Genomic DNA, 16,883 nt, shown 5'->3' on the forward strand with positions numbered 1-16,883 from the left:
GACTTACGGGTTGCTGGCGTCCTGGGCGACGACCAGCGCAACGGTGCCGCTGTACAGACCAGCGAAATTGATTTCGCCGGACGTGGTCTGTGCCACCTTCAGCGGCATGGCGATCGACGCGCCCGGAATCGCGCTTTCGAACAGGTCGTCCGCATTGAACTCGATGGCAGTGGTATCCAGGGCGCGGCCATTGAGGCTCACGGTCAGCGGCACGTTGATGGCACCGGGCGCAGCCAGGTCCGGGCTGAGCACGGCAGCGGCGGCCAGGCGCACGCTGACGTTCTTTTCCACATCATTGCTGAAGATGCGCACGTTCTCGCTCCACGGCGCCAGACCGGCCCCGCCTGCGCGGTAGACGAGTTGAACGGCGTCCGGCAGTGCGGTGCCGTCGGCCTTCAGCAGTGACAGCGTCGGATCGACATTCGCCCAGACAGTGATGTTGGCTTCCACGGCGGCGTGGGCCGACAACGAGGCAGCGGCAAGCGCTACCGTCAAGGCAGCCTTCTTCAGGAGTTGCGACATGGTTTCTCTCTCGAAATGTACATGGGAGCTTTCATTGCGAAAGCACCGCCGGAGCAGGCATGCCTCACCGGCAGCGAAACCAGAGTAGTCATTGCCACCGAAGCGACCCATGCAATCATTCTCAAATCGATCGTGGCGCCACTGCAATTTCTTTTACCCAAAAAAAACGCCTCCGTGCGGAGGCGTTCTTTACTGCACTACAGAGGGCTTATCAGCTCTTGTAATCGCGTACGTCGCTGCCGGTGTAGACCTGGCGCGGGCGGCCGATCTTCATTTCCGGATCGACCTGCTGTTCCAGCCAATGCGCGACCCAGCCGGAGGTGCGGCCCAGGGCGAACATGACGGTGAACATCTCGGTCGGGATCTGCAGCGCCTTGTAGATGATGCCGCTGTAGAAGTCGACGTTCGGGTACAGCTTGCGGGCGACGAAGTAATCGTCCTGCAGCGCGGCCTGCTCAAGCTTGACGGCCACGTCGAGCAGCGGATCCTGCACGCCCAGCTGCTTGAGCACCTTGCCGGTCATCTCGCCGATGACCTTGGCGCGCGGATCGAAGTTCTTGTACACGCGGTGGCCGAAGCCCATCAGGCGGAAGCCCGAGGTCTTGTCCTTCGCCTTGAGCACGGCCGATTCGACGTTGTCGGCCGAACCGATTTCTTCGAGCATCTTCAGCACGGCTTCGTTGGCACCGCCGTGGGCCGGACCCCACAGCGCGGTGACGCCAGCGGCGACCGAGGCGTACGGGTTGGCACCGGTCGAGCCCACCAGGCGCACGGTCGAGGTCGAGGCGTTCTGCTCGTGGTCGGCATGGAGGATGAACAGCAGGTCCAGCGCCTTCACCACATCCTGGTTCAGCTCATACTGGCCGTCGGCCGACTCGAAGGTCTGCTTCAGGAAGCGGCTGACGTAGTCCAGCGAGGTGTCCGGCGTGTTGGCCGGCAGGCCCTTGCCATGGCGGTAGATCAGCGCCGACAGGGTCGGCACCTTGGCGATCAGGCGCACGGCGGCCTGGCGGCGCTGCTCGGCGTCGGACAGGTCCAGCGAGGCATGGTAGATACCCGACAGCTGCGCGATGGCGGCGGTCAGGATGGCCATCGGATGGGCATCCTTGGCGAAGCTGCCGATCAGGGTGTTGATCGACGCATCGACGTTGGCTTCGGCAGCCAGCTCGTCGGTGAAGGCCTTCAGCTGCTCGGCGCTCGGACGCTCGCCGTTGATCAGCAGGTAGGCCACTTCGACGTAGCTGGACTTTTCCGACAGCTGCTCGATGGGATAGCCGCGATACAGCAGCACGCCCTTGTCACCGTCGATATAGGTGATGGCGGACTTGCAGCTGGCGGTGGCGGTGAAGCCGGAGTCGTAGGTGAAGAGACCGGTTTCCTTGGTCAGCTTCGAAATATCGACGCAATCGTTGCCGAGCGTGGGTTTGATGACAGGCAGAACAACCGACTTTTCGCCGGCGTTGAGCGTGACCTGATCAAGATCGGACACTGTGTGCGCTCCTCAGGGGAAGGCGCCCACCCAAGCGCATGGGGCAGGCACGTGAAAGAAGTCCACAGCCTGTGCTGTGGATCACGCCATTATCGCACAGCAACATTTGCCACGCCCTAGGACGGAAGTCGTAGACGGAGGGCCGCCCCACCCTGTCCGCGCACGCCTGGCGGCCCTCCAGCCGGGCTGATATGGACACTGCGTTGCGCAGGCCCGGTCAATTTATGAATCGCCGTTCATCCGCCAGCAGGGTTTACCGCAGGCATAAAAAAACAACGGCCGCCAAGGCGACCGTTGTTCTCATGCAGCAGCGTCGACAGCTTACTCGGCAGCAGCAGCCGCAGCCGGCTTGCCGAAACGCTTCTGGAACTTGTCGATACGGCCGCTGGTGTCGATCACCTTGTGCTTGCCCGTGTAGAACGGGTGCGAAGCGGAGGAGATTTCGATCTTGACGAGCGGGTACTCTTTGCCGTCTTCCCACTGCACGGTTTCTTTCGACGCCATGGTGGAACGGGTCAGGATCTTGAAATCGGAGGTAACGTCCTGAAACACGACGTCACGGTAGTTCGGATGGATATCGGCCTTCATGGACACACCGTAGAGAGTATGAAAAACGTAAGCGCGGCATTATAGTCCCGGCGCCCTGCAAGGGCAAGCCGGGATGTCCGCTACATGAACAGGCGCGCCGTGGCGGCCTTACTGGACCCCGAGGGCGGCACGGACCTGGGCTTCGAAGCGCCCCTGGTCGTACGCCATCAGCAGCTGGGTGTTGTCCGGCTGCCCGGTCTGGCGGTTCCAGTCGACGATGGTAGCACCGCGGCTGTGGACGCCGGCCAGTTCCACGTTCAGCGGCCGCGACTCGACCCGCAGCGCGCCCTCGGGCTGCAGCGCCCAGGCCATGGCCAGGGCATCGGCGGCGAACCAGCGCTCGCCCCGGCTGTCTTCAGACCACAGGCGGGTCTGGCGCGAGATCAGCTCATAGAAGCGCGCCTTGTCGCTGTCGGCGGCCAGCCACTGCTCGACGTCCGCGTGCAGCAGGCCGTGGGCGACGGTGGCTTCCCAGTCGGCCACTTCGATAAGCGGGAAGCCGGTGAACACCACGTGCGCCGCCTCCGGGTCGAAGGCGATGTTGAACTCGGCGGCCGGGGTGATGTTGCCGTGGCAGGTGACCGCACCGCCCATGACCAGGAAGCGCTTCACGCGCTGCGGCAGGGTCGGGTCGAGCTTGAGTGCCAGGGCCAGGTTGGTCAGCGGGCCCAGCGCCACCAGGAACAGCTCGCCGGCGTACTGGTGGGACAGGCGCAGGATGGCCAGCGCGGCATGTTCGGCTTCCGCCTGACGCGTTGCGGCCGGCAGGTTGACGTCGCCGAAGCCGTCCGCGCCGTGCACGTGGGCGGCATCGACGGAGGGATGCAGCAGCGGGTCGGCGGTGCCGGCGAACACGGGCACGTCGTCACGACCGGCTACTTCGCACAGCTTCAACGCATTGCGGACGGTGTGGTCCAGGCCGACATTGCCGGCGGCAATGGTGAGGCCGACGACGTCGTGGCGTTCATCGGCAAAGGCCATCAACAGGGCCAGGGCATCATCGACGCCCGGATCGGTGTCGATCAACAGCGGGATCTTCTTGGTCATGCGTGCCGTCTTCATTAGCGGCAACGGAATGTCTCACCCCTACATGACAAATACAAGGCCAGCCCCGGCCATGTAGCCGGGCGCAAGCCCCGGACGGCTGATGCTGCCTGCCAGGCACGGAACAACGGGTGTAGATCCACGCCCTGCGTGGAGACCGCGCGCAGCGCGGCACACGCCTCCGGAGCCAGCAGACCAAGGCAAACGGCCACTCGCCGACGTTTGGACCAGAACGAAGAAGTGCATCAGAAATCCGGACCCTGTCCAGGTGCGGCCACGCAGGGCGTGGCTCTACGCGCCCGCGTATCGAACAGCGCTGCCAATCCATCTATGGACGATGCTGTCGGCTGCTTCCGGCGCATCGGCCAGCATGCGCTCGGCCAGCGCATGCACCCCCGGCAGCAGGTCGGCATCACGCGCCAGGTCGGCCATGCGGAAGCCGGCCAGCCCGGTCTGCCGCGTTCCCAGCAGTTCACCGGGGCCGCGCAGCTCCAGGTCCTTCTCGGCAATCACGAAGCCATCGTTGGTCTGGCGCATGGTTTCCAACCGCTCACGCGCCATGGACGACAACGGGGCCTGGTACAGCATCACGCAGCGCGACACCGCCGACCCGCGACCGACGCGTCCGCGCAGCTGGTGCAGCTGCGCCAGCCCGAGGCGCTCGGCGTTCTCGATCACCATCAGCGAGGCGTTGGGCACGTCCACGCCGACTTCGATCACCGTGGTGGCCACCAGCAGGTCGATGTCGCCGGCCTTGAACGCGACCATGGTGGCCAGCTTTTCGCTCGCCTTCAGCCGCCCATGCACCAGCCCCACGCGCACGCCGGGCAGCAGCGCCTGCAGCGATTCGAACGTGGCCTGGGCCGGGGTGGCGTCGAGCTCCTCGCTCTCCTCGATCAGGGTGCACACCCAGTACACCTGGCGACCCTCGCGACAGGCCAGCGCGATGCGCTCGATCAGCTCGGGACGACGATCATTGTTGAGCGCCACCGTCTGCACCGGGGTGCGGCCCGGCGGCAGTTCATCGATGGCCGACACATCCAGGTCGGCGTATTCGGACATCGCCAGCGTGCGCGGGATCGGGGTCGCGGTCATCACCATCTGGTGCGGCACGCTGCGCCCACCAGCGCCCTTGTCGCGCAGCGCCAGCCGCTGGTGCACGCCGAAGCGGTGCTGTTCGTCGACGATCGCCAGCGCCAGGTCCTGGAACACCACCGCTTCCTGCATCAGCGCATGGGTACCCACCACCACCTGCGCGTCGCCGTTGGCCACCTGTTCGAGCACCTTGGTGCGTGCCTTGCCGGTGACCTTGCCGGCCAGCCAAGCCACGCGCACGCCCAGCGGCTCCAGCCAGCCACGCAGGTTGTTGAGATGCTGTTCGGCCAGCAGTTCGGTTGGTGCGGCCAGGGCCACCTGCTTGCCCTGCTCCACCGCCAGCATGGCCGCCAGCGCGGCAACGACGGTCTTGCCCGAGCCGACATCGCCCTGCACCAGCCGCAGCATCGGACTGGGCCGGGCGAGGTCGTCGCGGATCTGCTTGAACACGCGCTGCTGCGCGCCGGTCAGGGCAAACGGCAGCTGCTTGAGCAGTGCCTTGGCCAGCCGCCCCGGCCCGGCCAGCGGCGGCGCGTGGTGCGCCTGCAACGCGATGCGCTGACGGCGCAGGCTCAGGTGATGGGCCAGCAGTTCTTCCAGCGCGAGCCGGCGCTGGGCCGGATGGATGCCGGCCGCCAACGCGCCCAGGTTGGCGTCCGGCGGCGGCCGGTGCACGGTCAGCAGCGCGCTGCGCAGCGACGGCAGCGCCAGCCCGTCGAGCCAGCCCGACGGCAGAAGTTCCAGCGTGCTCTCTTCCGGCAACCGGTCCAGCGCCTGGCCGATCAGCTTGCGCATCGTGGCCGGGCCCATGCCCTCCACCGTGGGGTATACCGGGTCCAGGCTGTCGCCCAGCGCCGGGTCATCCGTGCGGCCGAGGATCTGGTAGCTGGGGTGGACGATTTCCAGCCCGAGCTGGCCCGGCTTGGGCGTACCGAAGCAGCGCAGCCGGGTACCGACCGCGAACTGCCCGACCTGCTGCTGGCGGAAGTGGAAGAAGCGCAGCAGCAACGTCCCCTGCCCTTCATCCTCCACCGCCACCTTGAGTATCGGCCGGTAGCGCATGCCGCGCTCGACGGCCACCACGCGCCCTTCGATCTGGGCCGGCACACCGTTGCGCAGGTCCTGGATGCGGGTCAGCGCGGTGCGGTCTTCATAGCGCAGCGGCAGGTGCAGCCAGAGGTCCTGCAGCGTGACCAGCCCCCGCGCCTGCAGCTTGCCGGCCACGGCCGGGCCGACCCCGGCCAGCATCGCCAAAGTGGCTTCACCGGCCGGCGCCAGTGCCGGGGTCGCGACCGACTTGCGCGCCACGTGGCAGGTCAGTCGATGACCATCACCGCGTCAACCTCGAAGTTGGCACCCTTCGGCAGACCGGAGACTTCGATGGTGGAACGGGCCGGGAACGGTGCCTGGAAGTAGTCCTGCATGACCGCGTTGACCTTGGCGAATTCGGCCAGGTCGGTAAGGTACAGACCCAGACGGACCACCTTGTCCAGCGAGCCGCCGGCGGCTTCGGCCACGGCCTTGAGGTTGTCGAAGGCACGACGTGCCTGCGCCTCGATGTCACCGGCACCGACGATGTCGCCGGTGGCCGGGTCGAGCGGAATCTGGCCGGAGAAATACACGGTGTTGCCGGCGCGCACGGCCTGCGAGTACGGACCGATGGCGGCCGGGGCGTTTTCGGTGTTGATGATCTGGCGGGACATGGGGTGCCTCGATATGTCGAACAATGGTGGCCATTGTATCGGTTTCGATCATTGCCGCGCCTCGCGCGGCCAGCCACGCAGGGCGTGGCTCTCCCCGTCGGCAACGCGCCTATTGGCGCCTTACCGACTGCACGACCGACAGCCGGCGCAGGCGCCGCATCACTTCGGCCAGGTGGTTGCGGTCGCGGACCTGCACGTTGAAGCAGAGCACGGCGGCATTGAAGTCGCGGTCCAGGTAGTCCACCCGCTCGATGTTGGAGTGGCTCTGCGCGATCGCCGCGGCCAGCTGCGCCAGCACGCCCGTACCGTTCTCCACTTCCACCACCAGCGAGGTGTCGTAATCGCCGGACACGGTGGTGTCCCAGCCGATCGGCACCCAGCGCTCGGGCGACTTGCGCAGCTCGGCCAGGTTCGGGCAATCCAGGCGATGCACCACGATGCCCTTGCCGGCAGTGTGGTAGCCCATGATGTCGTCACCGGGAATCGGCTGGCAGCAGTTGGCGAAGCTGACCACGCCGCGCTCGCTGCCATTGATCAGGATCTTCTCCTGAGAATGCTTGGAATGCGCGCCACCGCGCAGCTCCGCATAGGCCATGAGCGCCTGCGCGGCCTGGTTGGGCATCCAGTTGCCCAGCGCCACTTCGGCCAGCAGGGCTTCCAGGCGCGGATAGCGGTGCTCGGCCAGGAACGCATCCAACCGGCCCTTGGGCAGGCGCTCCAGCGAACTGTCCATCGCTTCCAGCGCGCGGTCCAGCATGCGATGGCCCAGCTGCACGGCATCTTCGTGTTCCAGCTGTTTGAGCTGGTGGCGGATGGCGGTGCGGGCCTTGGAGCTCACCACGAATTCCAGCCACTGCGGCTTGGGCGTGGCCGAACGCGCGGTGATCACTTCCACGGTCTGGCCACTGACCAGCTTGGTGCGCAGCGGTACCAGCTTCTTGTCCACGCGTGAGGCGACCGCCATGTTGCCCACGTCGGTATGCACCGCGTAGGCGAAATCCAGCGCGGTGGAGTTGCGCGGCAACGCCAGGATCTTTCCCTTCGGGGTGAACAGGTACACCTCGTCCGGGAACAGGTCGACCTTCACGTTGTCAAGGAATTCCAGCGACGAGCCGGCGGCCCGCTGCGAATCGATCAGCTCCACGATCCAGGCATGCGCGCGGCTCTGCGCACTGTTGGGACTGTCGCCGCCGAACTTGTAGGTCCAGTGCGCGGCCACGCCGCGCTCGGCGATCAGGTCCATTTCCTCGGTGCGGATCTGTACTTCGATCGGCGAGCCGTAGGGCCCGAACAGCACCGTGTGCAGCGACTGATAGCCGTTGGCCTTGGGAATGGCGATGAAATCGCGGAAGCGCCCGTCAAGCGGCTTGAACGTGGCGTGCACCGAGCCAAGCGCGTGGTAGGCGTTGGGCACGCTGCGCACCACCAGCCGGAAGCCGAACACGTCCATGACCTGGTCGAAGGATTTGTTCTCGTCGCGCATCTTGTTGTAGATGCTCCACGGGGTCTTGATCCGACTCACCAGACGGTGCTCCAGACCTTCCTTGGCCAGCCGCTGCGAGAGCTGCACCTCCACCTGCGCCATGGCCTCGCGGCGTACCACCGGCTGGCTGCGGATGTGCTTTTCCAGGATGGCGTGGCGCCACGGATACAGGGCCTTGAAGCCCAGGTTCTGCAGCTCGCTCTTGACCAGGCTCATGCCCAGCCGCTGCGCGATCGGGGCGTAGATTTCCAGCGTTTCGCGGGCGATGCGGCCGCGCGCCTCGCGGCTCTGCGCGCCCAGCGTGCGCATGTTGTGCAGGCGGTCGGCGAGCTTGATCATGATCACGCGCAGGTCGCGCGACATCGCCAGCAGCATCTTGCGGAAGCTCTCGGCGGCCGCTTCCTGGCGGTCGCGGAACTTCAGCTTGTCCAGCTTGGTGACGCCGTCGACCAGCTCGGCCACCGCTTCGCCGAACTCGGCGGCCAGCTCCTCGCGGGTCAGCGGGGTGTCTTCGATGGTGTCGTGGAGGATGGCCGCGATCAGCGCTTCCACGTCCAGGCCCAGTTCGGCCAGCACCTGCGCCACCGCCACCGGGTGGGTGATGTAAGGCTCACCGGACTTGCGGGTCTGGCCGGCATGCGCCGACGCACCCACTTCCCAGGCACGGCGCAGCAGCGGCAACTGATCGGGCGGCAGGTAGTGTGCCGCGCGTTCGAGCTGGAGGACGTAGTCGGGTACAGCCGCGCCGGGCGAGGCGGCGACCTTGGCAGAGGGGCCTGGGTTCATGGCTGGAAGACTATTCCAGCCACGGGATATCGGCAAATTATTGCGTCATGCGCGATGGGCAGAAGCGTTGTCAATCGCGAGACGAAACGCAGACAGCCCGCCAAGGGCGGGCTGTCTGGAATACCAGCGAACCATCGCGTGAGCGATCAGTCGTCGTTCTTGGACATGTCTTCGTCGGCAACGACTTCCGCCGCAGCCCACTCCAGCGCTTCACGCTCGGCACGCTCGCGCTCGGCCTTCTCGACTTCGTCGATCAGGGCGTTGTCGATCTTGCGGGCGGCAATTTCGCGCAGCGCCAGCACGGTCGGCTTGTCGTCGGTTTCGCTGTTGTCCAGGGTGGCCTGGACGCCATTGGCCAGCTGACGGGCGCGCTTGGACGCCATCATGACCAGTTCGAAACGGTTGTTCACGACTTCCAGACAATCTTCTACGGTGATGCGGGCCATGCGGGCTCCCGGCAGCCGGTAAGGGCTGCGCAATCGAATGAGGGAAAGGGGACGGATTGTACCGGCGGGGGCTGGACAAAATCAAGCCGACCCGCTACCCGCCCCTTATGAATCAGTCAGTTGTCGCCGAATCCTGGGTCAACAAGGCCTGGATCAGGCCCGCGTGGCGGACCTTCTGGGCCTCCCGGCGCAGGCGGCTGGCCGTGAAGATGGCGCACAGCTCGTCCACGGCGGTCTCGAACAGCTCGTTGACGATGACGTAGTCGAAGTCGTTGAAATGCAGCATCTCCTCGCGCGCCGCCGACAGCCGCTGGGCGATCACCGCCTCGCTGTCCTGCCCGCGCTTGCGCATGCGGTCCTGCAGGGCCTGCCTGGACGGCGGCAGGATGAACACCGTCACCGTGCCGGGCACCAGCTGGCGCACCTGCTGGGCACCCTGCCAGTCGATCTCCAGCAGCACGTCCTGGCCCGCGGCCAGCTGCGGTTCCACCGACTGCCGCGCGGTGCCCTTCCAGTCCCCATGCACCCAGGCATGCTCGAAGAAGTCGCCGGCGGCGATCATCCGCTCGAACTCCTGGGCGCTGACGAAGTGGTAGTGCTCACCATTGACCTCGCCCGGCCGCATCGCCCGCGAGGTGAACGAGATCGACAAGGCGATCTGCGGATCGCGCGCGAGAGTCGCGTTGACGATGCTGCTCTTGCCGGCCCCGGAGGGCGCGGCCACGATGTACAGCGTGCCGCGGGCCGTTTCCGGGCTCTGGATGGGCTGGCTGCTCATTCGATGTTCTGCACCTGTTCGCGGATCTGGTCGATCAGCACCTTGAGCTCGACGGCCGCGTTGGACGTACGGCTGTCCACCGACTTGGAGCCCAGCGTGTTGGCCTCGCGGTTGAACTCCTGCAGCAGGAAGTCCAGGCGGCGGCCGACCGGCTCGCGCTGCGTGAACACCCGGCGGATCTCGACGATGTGGCTGCGCAGGCGGTCCAGCTCCTCATCCACGTCCAGCTTCTGCAGCCACATCACCAGCTCCTGCTCGGCACGACCGGGGTCGACCGGATGCGGCAGATCGGCCAGGCGCGCGGCCAGCTTGCTGCGCTGGCCCTCGCGGATCAGCGGAATCAGCGTGGTGACCTCGGCGGCGATGCGCTCGACACCGTCGACCCTTTCCTGGATCGCCGTGGCCAGCTTGTCGCCTTCGCGTTCGCGCGCGGCGACGAAGCCGTCCAGGGCCGCATCGAGCAGCGCCAGCGCTTCGGCATGCAGCGCGGCGGCATCGACCGCCTCGCCCTGCATCACGCCCGGCACCTGCAGCAGTTCGGTGAAGCTCACCTGCAGGCTGGGGAAACCCGAGGCCAGGCGGGTGGCGAGCTCACCGAGCTGGGCCAGCAGCGCGTCGTTGACCACCAGCGCGCCGGTGACCTCGGGCGCACGCAGGCGCATGACCAGATCGATCTTGCCGCGGCTGCAGCGGTTCGCGACACGTTCGCGCAGCTGCGGCTCCAGCGCACGCAGCTCCTCGGGCAGGCGCACGCCCACCTCCAGGAACCGGTGGTTGACCGAGCGCAGCTCACAGGCAAGCGTGCCCCACGGGGTGGCGCGCTCGCCGCCGGCGTAGGCGGTCATGCTTCGAATCATGGGGGGTTTCCGGTGCTCTCAAAGTGCAAATGGTACCCTAGCGGTTCCTTTGGAGCCTCCTCGCCTGCCGGTCACCGGTCCGGGCGCGGTCCCGCATCCCCCGTCATACCGGAAGCCATCCATGTCCGATCCCCGTCCCAGCGGCCGCCAGGCCGACCAGTTGCGCGAAGTGCGCATCGAACGCGCCTTCACCCGCCATGCCGAAGGCTCGGTGCTGGTCAGCTTCGGTGAAACCCGCGTGCTGTGCACCGCCAGCGTGGAGAACCGCGTGCCGGGCTTCCTGCGCGGCAAGGGCGAAGGCTGGGTGACGGCCGAATACGGCATGCTGCCGCGCTCCACCCACACCCGCAACGACCGTGAAGCGGCCCGTGGCAAGCAGGGCGGCCGCACGCTGGAGATCCAGCGCCTGATCGGCCGCACGCTGCGTGCCTGCGTGGACCGTGGCGCCCTGGGCGAGCGCACCATCACCCTGGACTGCGATGTGCTGCAGGCCGATGGCGGCACCCGCACCGCCGCCATCACCGGCGCTTACGTGGCCCTGGTGGATGCGGTCAACTTCCTGCTCAAGCGCGGCGACATCAAGCGCAACCCGATCTTCGGCGCGGTCGCGGCGGTGTCGGTCGGCATCTACCGCGGCACCCCGGTGCTGGACCTGGATTACGCCGAGGACAGCGACTGCGATACCGACATGAACGTGGTGATGAACGACGGCGGCGGCTTCATCGAACTGCAGGGCACCGCTGAAGGCCACGCGTTCCGCCGCGACGAGCTGGACGCGCTGCTGGCCCTGGCTGAAAAGGGCATCACCGACCTGTTCGCGGCCCAGCAGGCTGCCCTGGCCCAGTCGTGAGCCGGCGCATTGCCCTGACCACCGTGGTGGTCGCCGAGTACGACGAGGCGATCGCCTGGTACACCGGCATGCTCGGTTTCAGCCTGATCGAGGACATCGACCAGGGCAGCAAGCGCTGGGTGGTGGTCGGCCCGACCGACGGCAGCGCCGCCGCGCTGCTGCTGGCGCGCGCCAGCAACGATGAACAACGCAGTCGGATCGGCAACCAGACCGGTGGGCGGGTTGCCTTCTTCCTGCATACCGATGACTTCCACCGCGACCATGCCGCGATGACCGCCCGCGGCGTGGCGTTCCTCGAACCCCCGCGCGAAGAGCCCTACGCGACGGTTGCGGTGTTCCGCGACCTGTACGGCAACACGTGGGACCTGCTGGAGCCCAAGCCATGAAACTGGTCCTGGCCAGCGGCAACGCTGGCAAGCTGAAGGAACTTCAAGCCATGCTCGGCGGCCTGCCGCTGCAGATCGTGGCGCAGGGTGACCTGGGCGTGAGCGATGTGCCGGAGACCGGCCTGACCTTCGTCGAGAACGCGCTGATCAAGGCCCGCCACGCCAGTGCCAGTACCGGCCTGCCGGCACTGGCCGACGACTCGGGCCTGATCGTGGACGCGCTCGACGGCGCGCCGGGCCTGTACAGCGCGCGCTACGCCGGCAGCCCCACCAACGACGCCGCCAACAACGCCAAGCTGCTGGAGGCATTGCGCGACGTGCCGCCCGAGCGCCGTACCGCGCGCTTCTATGCAGTGATCGTGCTGCTGCGCCATGCCGAGGATCCGCAACCGCTGATCTGTGAAGGCACCTGGGAAGGCGAAATCCTGGATGCGCTGCGCGGCAGCCACGGCTTCGGCTACAACCCGCTGTTCCTCGACCCGGTGCTGCAGCAGACCGCGGCCGAGATGGCACCGGACCTGAAGAACGCCATGAGCCACCGCGCCAAGGCACTGCAGTTGCTGAAGCAGAAGCTGCCGGCCCTGATGTGACTGGAATGCTGATCTTTTCCTGGAAGCCGGACAGCGGCCGGCACGACCCGTGAACACCGCACACGACCATTGCCCCCCAGGCGAACACTGCGACCACGACCATGGTGTGTCGCTGGTGACCCCGCCGCTGTCGCTGTACGTGCACCTGCCCTGGTGCGTGCGCAAGTGTCCGTATTGCGATTTCAATTCGCATGCGGCCAAGGGCGAGCTGCCGTTCGAGGCCTACATCGATGCGCTGATCCGCGACCTGGACCAGGACCTGCCGCTGGTGTGGGGACGGGTGGTCAGCAGCGTGTTCTTCGGCGGCGGCACGCCCAGCCTGTTCCCGCCCGAGGCGATCGACCGCTTCCTGCAGGCGGCCGCGGCACGCCTGCGCTTCGCGCCGAACCTGGAAGTGACCCTGGAAACCAACCCGGGCACCGCCGAACATGGCCGTTTCGACCGCTACCGTGCGGCCGGGGTGAACCGGATCAGCTTCGGCATCCAGACCTTCAACGACGCGGCACTGCAGCGGCTGGGCCGCATCCACGACAGTGGCGAAGCCGAGCGCGCGGTGAAGCTGGCCCAGGATGCCGGTTACGACAACTTCAACATCGACCTGATGTACGCGTTGCCGGAGCAGACGCTGGCGCAGGCCGAGTACGACCTGGAGCGCGCGTTCGCCCTGCAGCCCACCCACCTGTCGCACTACCAGCTCACGCTGGAGCCCAACACGGTGTTCTTCGCACGGCCGCCCCAGGGCATTCCCGACGACGACTCGGCCTGGGACATGCAGGAGCATTGCCAGCGTCTGCTGGCCGAGGCGGGGTATGCGCAGTACGAAGTCAGCGCCTACGCGCGGCCCGGACGGCAGAGCCAGCACAACCTGAATTACTGGCGCTTCGGCGACTACCTGGGCATCGGTGCCGGCGCGCACGGCAAGATCAGTTCCGGCGCCGAACAGCACGTGCTGCGCCGCTGGAAGCACAAGCACCCGCAGACGTTCATGGACACCGCCGGCACGGCGGCGGCGATCGGGGGCGATGATGTGATCAGCGCGGACCGGCTGCCGTTCGAGTACATGCTCAACCTGCTGCGCCTGCATGAAGGGTTCGCGCTGAAGGACTTCGAGTCGCGCACCGGGCTGGACCGCGCGCAGATCGCCGCACCGTTGCAGACGGCCATCGCACGCGGCTGGATGACCCTGGAAGGCGGACACGCGCAGCCCACGGAGCTGGGGCGTCGGTTCACCAATGACGTGGTGGAGCTGTTCCTGCCGTAGGTCTGGCCCGGGCGGCCGGCCAGCGGCCGGCACTACCGGGAATCGTGTGAAAACGGTAGATTCCGGGGTCTCAGGGGAGCCGGAACTACAACGGATGTCTGCGTCCGCACCTTCAACACCGCCCGACATGGCCCGCTTCGCCGGCGTCAACGCACCGCCGCGCGTGCGCCGCCTGCTGGCCACGCTGCATGCATTGGCCGCGCAGACCCTGGGCAACCCGCTCAAGCTGACCATTGTCGAGCTCGAACGCGAGCTGTTCCGCGACGCCGAGCGCGCGCGCAACAGCCAGATCCAGGCCGATATCCTCGCCCAGACCCGGCGCCTGCAGGAGGTCAACGCGCAGTTTGCCGTGCGCTTCCTGGACGCACTGGCCGCCGCCCTGGCCGGACTGCGCGAACCGCGCGTGAGCCACCTGCCGGTCGCCAACGCACCGGTGCTGGCGACCACGCTGACCCTGGTGACCGATACCGACATCGACCGCGACATCGTGCTGGCCGACATCACCCGCCGCGAGGCCCAACGCTCCGCAAGCGCGCTGCAGCTGCTCGGCCAGCGTTTCGGGGTACTCGCTGCGGGCCCCGAGTTCGATGTCGAGGACCTGCCGTTCGGGCCCGTTGTGATGTGCCGCATCACCCGCGAACTGGGTGAACAGTTCGGACTCGGCCTGGAAGCCCAGCTGGCCCTGTACCGGGTGTTCGACCGCCAGTTGATCGAGCGGCTGAGCGAACTGCTGGAACGCGCCAACATCCTGCTGGCGCATGAAGGCATCCTGCCCGGCCTGGTCTACACCCCCTACCTGGCACGCTCGGCCACGACCCGACGGATCGTCACCGGCCCGGGCGCCGATCGGGCCAGTACGACCAGCCCTGCCCGCGAGCCGGGCACCGGCGGCCGACCGCTCACGGGCTGGAGTGGTTCGGCCAGCGCCGGCAACTGGGCGGCGATGACCAGCGAGGCGATGGGGGCGCCGCCCTCCTCGCCTGCGTCCGCATCGGGCGGTGCCACGGTCGGGAGCGGCGCGGCCGCGGACACCGCGCCGGCGCACACGGGTGCCACCCCGGACATGAACGCGCCGGCGCTGTCGGCGCTGCACCAGCTGCTCGACGCTGCACGCCATGCCCAGGCCGGCACGGGCGGCGCAGGCAGCGCAGGCGCCGCCAATGCCCTTGCGCCCCTCCAGACAACCGGCGGCGCCCCGGGAGCAGCCGCGTCCGGCACGGCACCGGTTGCGTCCGGCGGCACGTCCGCGACAGCGCAGCACGGCACCGGGACGGACAGCGCGCCGTCCGCGACGCCTGCGGCGGCGGAACAGCCAGCCCCGGTGGCGATCTCCAGCACCACCCTGCATGCCACCCTGGCCAAGCTGCAAGCGCAGTCGGCCAGCGCCGGCACCGTCCGCCGCAGCATGGCCGACCTGCACAACGCGTTGCTCGCCCAGATGCGTGCCGACCACGGCCCGCAGGCGACGCTGACGGTGAAGGACAACGACACCTTCGACCTGCTCGACATGCTGTACGGGCAGATCCAGCGCGAGGTGCGGCCCGATGCGGCCGCCGTCGACCTGCTCACGCGCCTGCAGGTGCCGGTCGCCCGCGCGGCGTTGTCGGACCCGGCGTTCTTCGTCCGCGACCAGCACCCCGCACGCGAGCTGCTCAATGCAGTCGCCGAGGCCGGCGCCAACTGGCTGGGTGAGGACGACGTCGACCCGCAGCTGGTGCAGAAGCTGGACCGGGCCGTCGACAAGGTGGTCAGCGACTACGAGGGCGACGCTGCGGTCTTCGAAGCGGCCAACGACGAGATCCAACACCACTTCCGCGCCTTGGCACACAAGGCCGAGCTGGCCGAGCGCCGGCACGTGGAAGCCGCGCGCGGCAAGGAACGGCTGGAATCCGCCAAGCAGCAGGCCGGCGCCAGCATCGAACAGCTGTGCGCGCAGACCGCACCGCCGCGTTTCGTGCAGTCGCTGCTGAAGCAGGCCTGGTCGGACGTGCTGACCCTGACCCTGCTGCGCAACGGCGAGGGCTCGGAGCAGTGGCACCTGCGCGAACAGGAAACCGCGCGCATCGCCGACGTCACCTGCCAGCCGCCCGGCAGCGCCGACAGCGATGCCGAACTCGGCCAGCAGGTCGAAGCGGCGCTGCTGCAGGTGGGGTACCACCAGGACGAAGCCGCGGCGATCTCGCGCCGGCTGTCCACCCCGGGCGGGGAGGACGACAGCAGTTCGCGCACCGAGCTGACCGCACGCATCCGCGCGCGGACCCGGCTGGGCGAACAGAGCGAGGGTGGCGAGACCCGTCGCGTCGCGCCCCTGGCCCGTACGCCGGCCGAGGAAGACTGCTACCGCCAGCTGCGCACCCTGCCGTTCGGGACCTGGTTTGAATTCACCACCAACCAGCAGGGCGACCTGCGCCGCCAGCGCCTGTCCTGGTACAGCCTGATCACCGACAACGCGCTGTTCGTCAATCCGCGCGGGCAGAAGGTCGGCGAGCATTCGCTGGACGCGCTGGCGCGGCTCATGGCCCACGGCCAGGTGCGCCTCGTCAGTGAAGACAAGAGCCGCCTGATCGACCGCGCCTGGCAGGCCACGCTGCGCACCCTGCGATCACTGGCGGGCAACAGCACCCCTGCGGAGGCCGCACCATGAGCACCGATACCCGCCGCGCCCCACGCCGCCAGGTCGCCGAACTGGTGCCGGTCACCGACATGATGGCCGAGGCGGTGGTTGGCCGGCTGGGCAACGTGTCCGAGACCGGCATGTTGATGCTGGCCTCGGTACCGATGAACGAGGACGCGCTGTACCAGCTGCGCTTCGCCATTCCTGGCCCACAAGGTCAGCCACTGCTGCTGGACGTGGGTGCCCACCTGCTGTGGTGCGAGCAGACCCACGCGCCGGGCCAGGCCTGGGTGGGCTTCCGCTTCCTGACCTTGGCGCGCGAGCACCGTGAACAGCTGCGGAGCTGGATCGCGCAGGAATCATCGGCGGTCTGAGTGCCGGTTCCGGCACA

General features: G+C 67.6%; 16 protein-coding genes. 6 read left to right on the top strand and 10 right to left on the bottom strand.

The window, feature by feature from the left end:
- Nucleotides 1-3: 3 nt before the first annotated feature.
- The 10 genes from AC3ITN_RS15550 to AC3ITN_RS15595 form a co-directional block, all read right to left on the bottom strand.
- Nucleotides 4-522 carry a CS1 type fimbrial major subunit gene (locus AC3ITN_RS15550; RefSeq protein WP_313345882.1) on the bottom strand — a complete coding sequence of 173 codons (519 nt, stop codon included), beginning with the start codon at nt 520-522 and terminating at the stop codon, nt 4-6.
- 211 nt (nt 523-733) lie between these two features.
- A complete protein-coding gene (locus AC3ITN_RS15555; protein WP_313345879.1) occupies nt 734-2,011 on the bottom strand; it encodes a citrate synthase in 1,278 nt (425 codons plus the stop codon).
- Between the two features lie 321 nt (nt 2,012-2,332).
- Nucleotides 2,333-2,599, bottom strand: coding sequence for a type B 50S ribosomal protein L31 (locus AC3ITN_RS15560; protein ID WP_313345876.1), 267 nt, complete (start codon nt 2,597-2,599; stop codon nt 2,333-2,335).
- Nucleotides 2,600-2,707: 108 nt separating this feature from the next.
- Nucleotides 2,708-3,646, bottom strand: a complete 939-nt coding sequence (locus AC3ITN_RS15565) for a nucleoside hydrolase (RefSeq protein WP_489391095.1) — start codon at nt 3,644-3,646, stop codon at nt 2,708-2,710.
- A 288-nt stretch (nt 3,647-3,934) separates the two neighbouring features.
- Entirely contained in the window at nt 3,935-6,046 is a 2,112-nt protein-coding gene (gene recG, locus AC3ITN_RS15570) for an ATP-dependent DNA helicase RecG (protein WP_489391096.1), read from the bottom strand.
- Nucleotides 6,047-6,054: 8 nt separating this feature from the next.
- Nucleotides 6,055-6,441, bottom strand: coding sequence for a RidA family protein (locus AC3ITN_RS15575; protein WP_313345868.1), 387 nt, complete (start codon nt 6,439-6,441; stop codon nt 6,055-6,057).
- A 109-nt stretch (nt 6,442-6,550) separates the two neighbouring features.
- Nucleotides 6,551-8,710: a RelA/SpoT family protein gene (locus AC3ITN_RS15580; RefSeq protein WP_313345865.1), complete on the bottom strand. Its 2,160-nt coding sequence runs from the start codon at nt 8,708-8,710 to the stop codon at nt 6,551-6,553.
- Between the two features lie 146 nt (nt 8,711-8,856).
- Complete coding sequence (gene rpoZ / locus AC3ITN_RS15585) at nt 8,857-9,156, bottom strand: DNA-directed RNA polymerase subunit omega (RefSeq protein ID WP_017357259.1); 300 nt, start codon at nt 9,154-9,156, stop codon at nt 8,857-8,859.
- Between the two features lie 112 nt (nt 9,157-9,268).
- Entirely contained in the window at nt 9,269-9,934 is a 666-nt protein-coding gene (gene gmk / locus AC3ITN_RS15590) for a guanylate kinase (RefSeq protein ID WP_489391097.1), read from the bottom strand.
- Nucleotides 9,931-10,791: a YicC/YloC family endoribonuclease gene (locus tag AC3ITN_RS15595; RefSeq protein ID WP_313345860.1), complete on the bottom strand. Its 861-nt coding sequence runs from the start codon at nt 10,789-10,791 to the stop codon at nt 9,931-9,933. Before AC3ITN_RS15595 ends, gmk begins: the two co-directional genes overlap by 4 nt.
- Nucleotides 10,792-10,912: 121 nt before the next feature.
- On the opposite strand from AC3ITN_RS15595, the gene rph reads away from it, so the two are divergent.
- The 6 genes from rph (at nt 10,913) to AC3ITN_RS15625 (ending at nt 16,866) form a co-directional block, all read left to right on the top strand.
- The gene (gene rph, locus AC3ITN_RS15600) at nt 10,913-11,641 is read left to right on the top strand and encodes a ribonuclease PH (RefSeq protein WP_313345857.1); all 729 of its coding nucleotides are present in this window, start codon (nt 10,913-10,915) and stop codon (nt 11,639-11,641) included.
- Complete coding sequence (locus AC3ITN_RS15605) at nt 11,638-12,027, top strand: VOC family protein (protein WP_489391098.1); 390 nt, start codon at nt 11,638-11,640, stop codon at nt 12,025-12,027. Before rph ends, AC3ITN_RS15605 begins: the two co-directional genes overlap by 4 nt.
- Entirely contained in the window at nt 12,024-12,617 is a 594-nt protein-coding gene (rdgB, locus tag AC3ITN_RS15610; RefSeq protein ID WP_489391099.1) for an RdgB/HAM1 family non-canonical purine NTP pyrophosphatase, read from the top strand. The genes AC3ITN_RS15605 and rdgB overlap by 4 nt, the downstream gene beginning before the upstream one ends.
- 106 nt (nt 12,618-12,723) lie before the next feature.
- Nucleotides 12,724-13,878 carry a radical SAM family heme chaperone HemW gene (hemW, locus tag AC3ITN_RS15615; protein WP_313345969.1) on the top strand — a complete coding sequence of 385 codons (1,155 nt, stop codon included), beginning with the start codon at nt 12,724-12,726 and terminating at the stop codon, nt 13,876-13,878.
- Between the two features lie 94 nt (nt 13,879-13,972).
- Entirely contained in the window at nt 13,973-16,522 is a 2,550-nt protein-coding gene (locus AC3ITN_RS15620) for a DUF1631 family protein (RefSeq protein WP_489391100.1), read from the top strand.
- Complete coding sequence (locus AC3ITN_RS15625; protein WP_313345849.1) at nt 16,519-16,866, top strand: PilZ domain-containing protein; 348 nt, start codon at nt 16,519-16,521, stop codon at nt 16,864-16,866. The genes AC3ITN_RS15620 and AC3ITN_RS15625 overlap by 4 nt, the downstream gene beginning before the upstream one ends.
- The last annotated feature ends 17 nt before the right edge of the window (nt 16,867-16,883 follow it).

Source organism: Stenotrophomonas sp. KH_036_B (assembly GCF_057839485.1).

Coding starts and splice junctions, on each gene's coding strand:
- AC3ITN_RS15550 (WP_313345882.1), bottom strand. CDS start 522: ATGTCGCAACTCCTGAAGAAGGCTGCCTTGACGGTAGCGCTTGCCGCT.
- AC3ITN_RS15560 (WP_313345876.1), bottom strand. CDS start 2,599: ATGAAGGCCGATATCCATCCGAACTACCGTGACGTCGTGTTTCAGGAC.
- AC3ITN_RS15565 (WP_489391095.1), bottom strand. CDS start 3,646: ATGACCAAGAAGATCCCGCTGTTGATCGACACCGATCCGGGCGTCGAT.
- AC3ITN_RS15575 (WP_313345868.1), bottom strand. CDS start 6,441: ATGTCCCGCCAGATCATCAACACCGAAAACGCCCCGGCCGCCATCGGT.
- AC3ITN_RS15580 (WP_313345865.1), bottom strand. CDS start 8,710: ATGAACCCAGGCCCCTCTGCCAAGGTCGCCGCCTCGCCCGGCGCGGCT.
- rpoZ (WP_017357259.1), bottom strand. CDS start 9,156: ATGGCCCGCATCACCGTAGAAGATTGTCTGGAAGTCGTGAACAACCGT.
- gmk (WP_489391097.1), bottom strand. CDS start 9,934: ATGAGCAGCCAGCCCATCCAGAGCCCGGAAACGGCCCGCGGCACGCTG.
- AC3ITN_RS15595 (WP_313345860.1), bottom strand. CDS start 10,791: ATGATTCGAAGCATGACCGCCTACGCCGGCGGCGAGCGCGCCACCCCG.
- rph (WP_313345857.1), top strand. CDS start 10,913: ATGTCCGATCCCCGTCCCAGCGGCCGCCAGGCCGACCAGTTGCGCGAA.
- rdgB (WP_489391099.1), top strand. CDS start 12,024: ATGAAACTGGTCCTGGCCAGCGGCAACGCTGGCAAGCTGAAGGAACTT.
- AC3ITN_RS15620 (WP_489391100.1), top strand. CDS start 13,973: ATGTCTGCGTCCGCACCTTCAACACCGCCCGACATGGCCCGCTTCGCC.
- AC3ITN_RS15625 (WP_313345849.1), top strand. CDS start 16,519: ATGAGCACCGATACCCGCCGCGCCCCACGCCGCCAGGTCGCCGAACTG.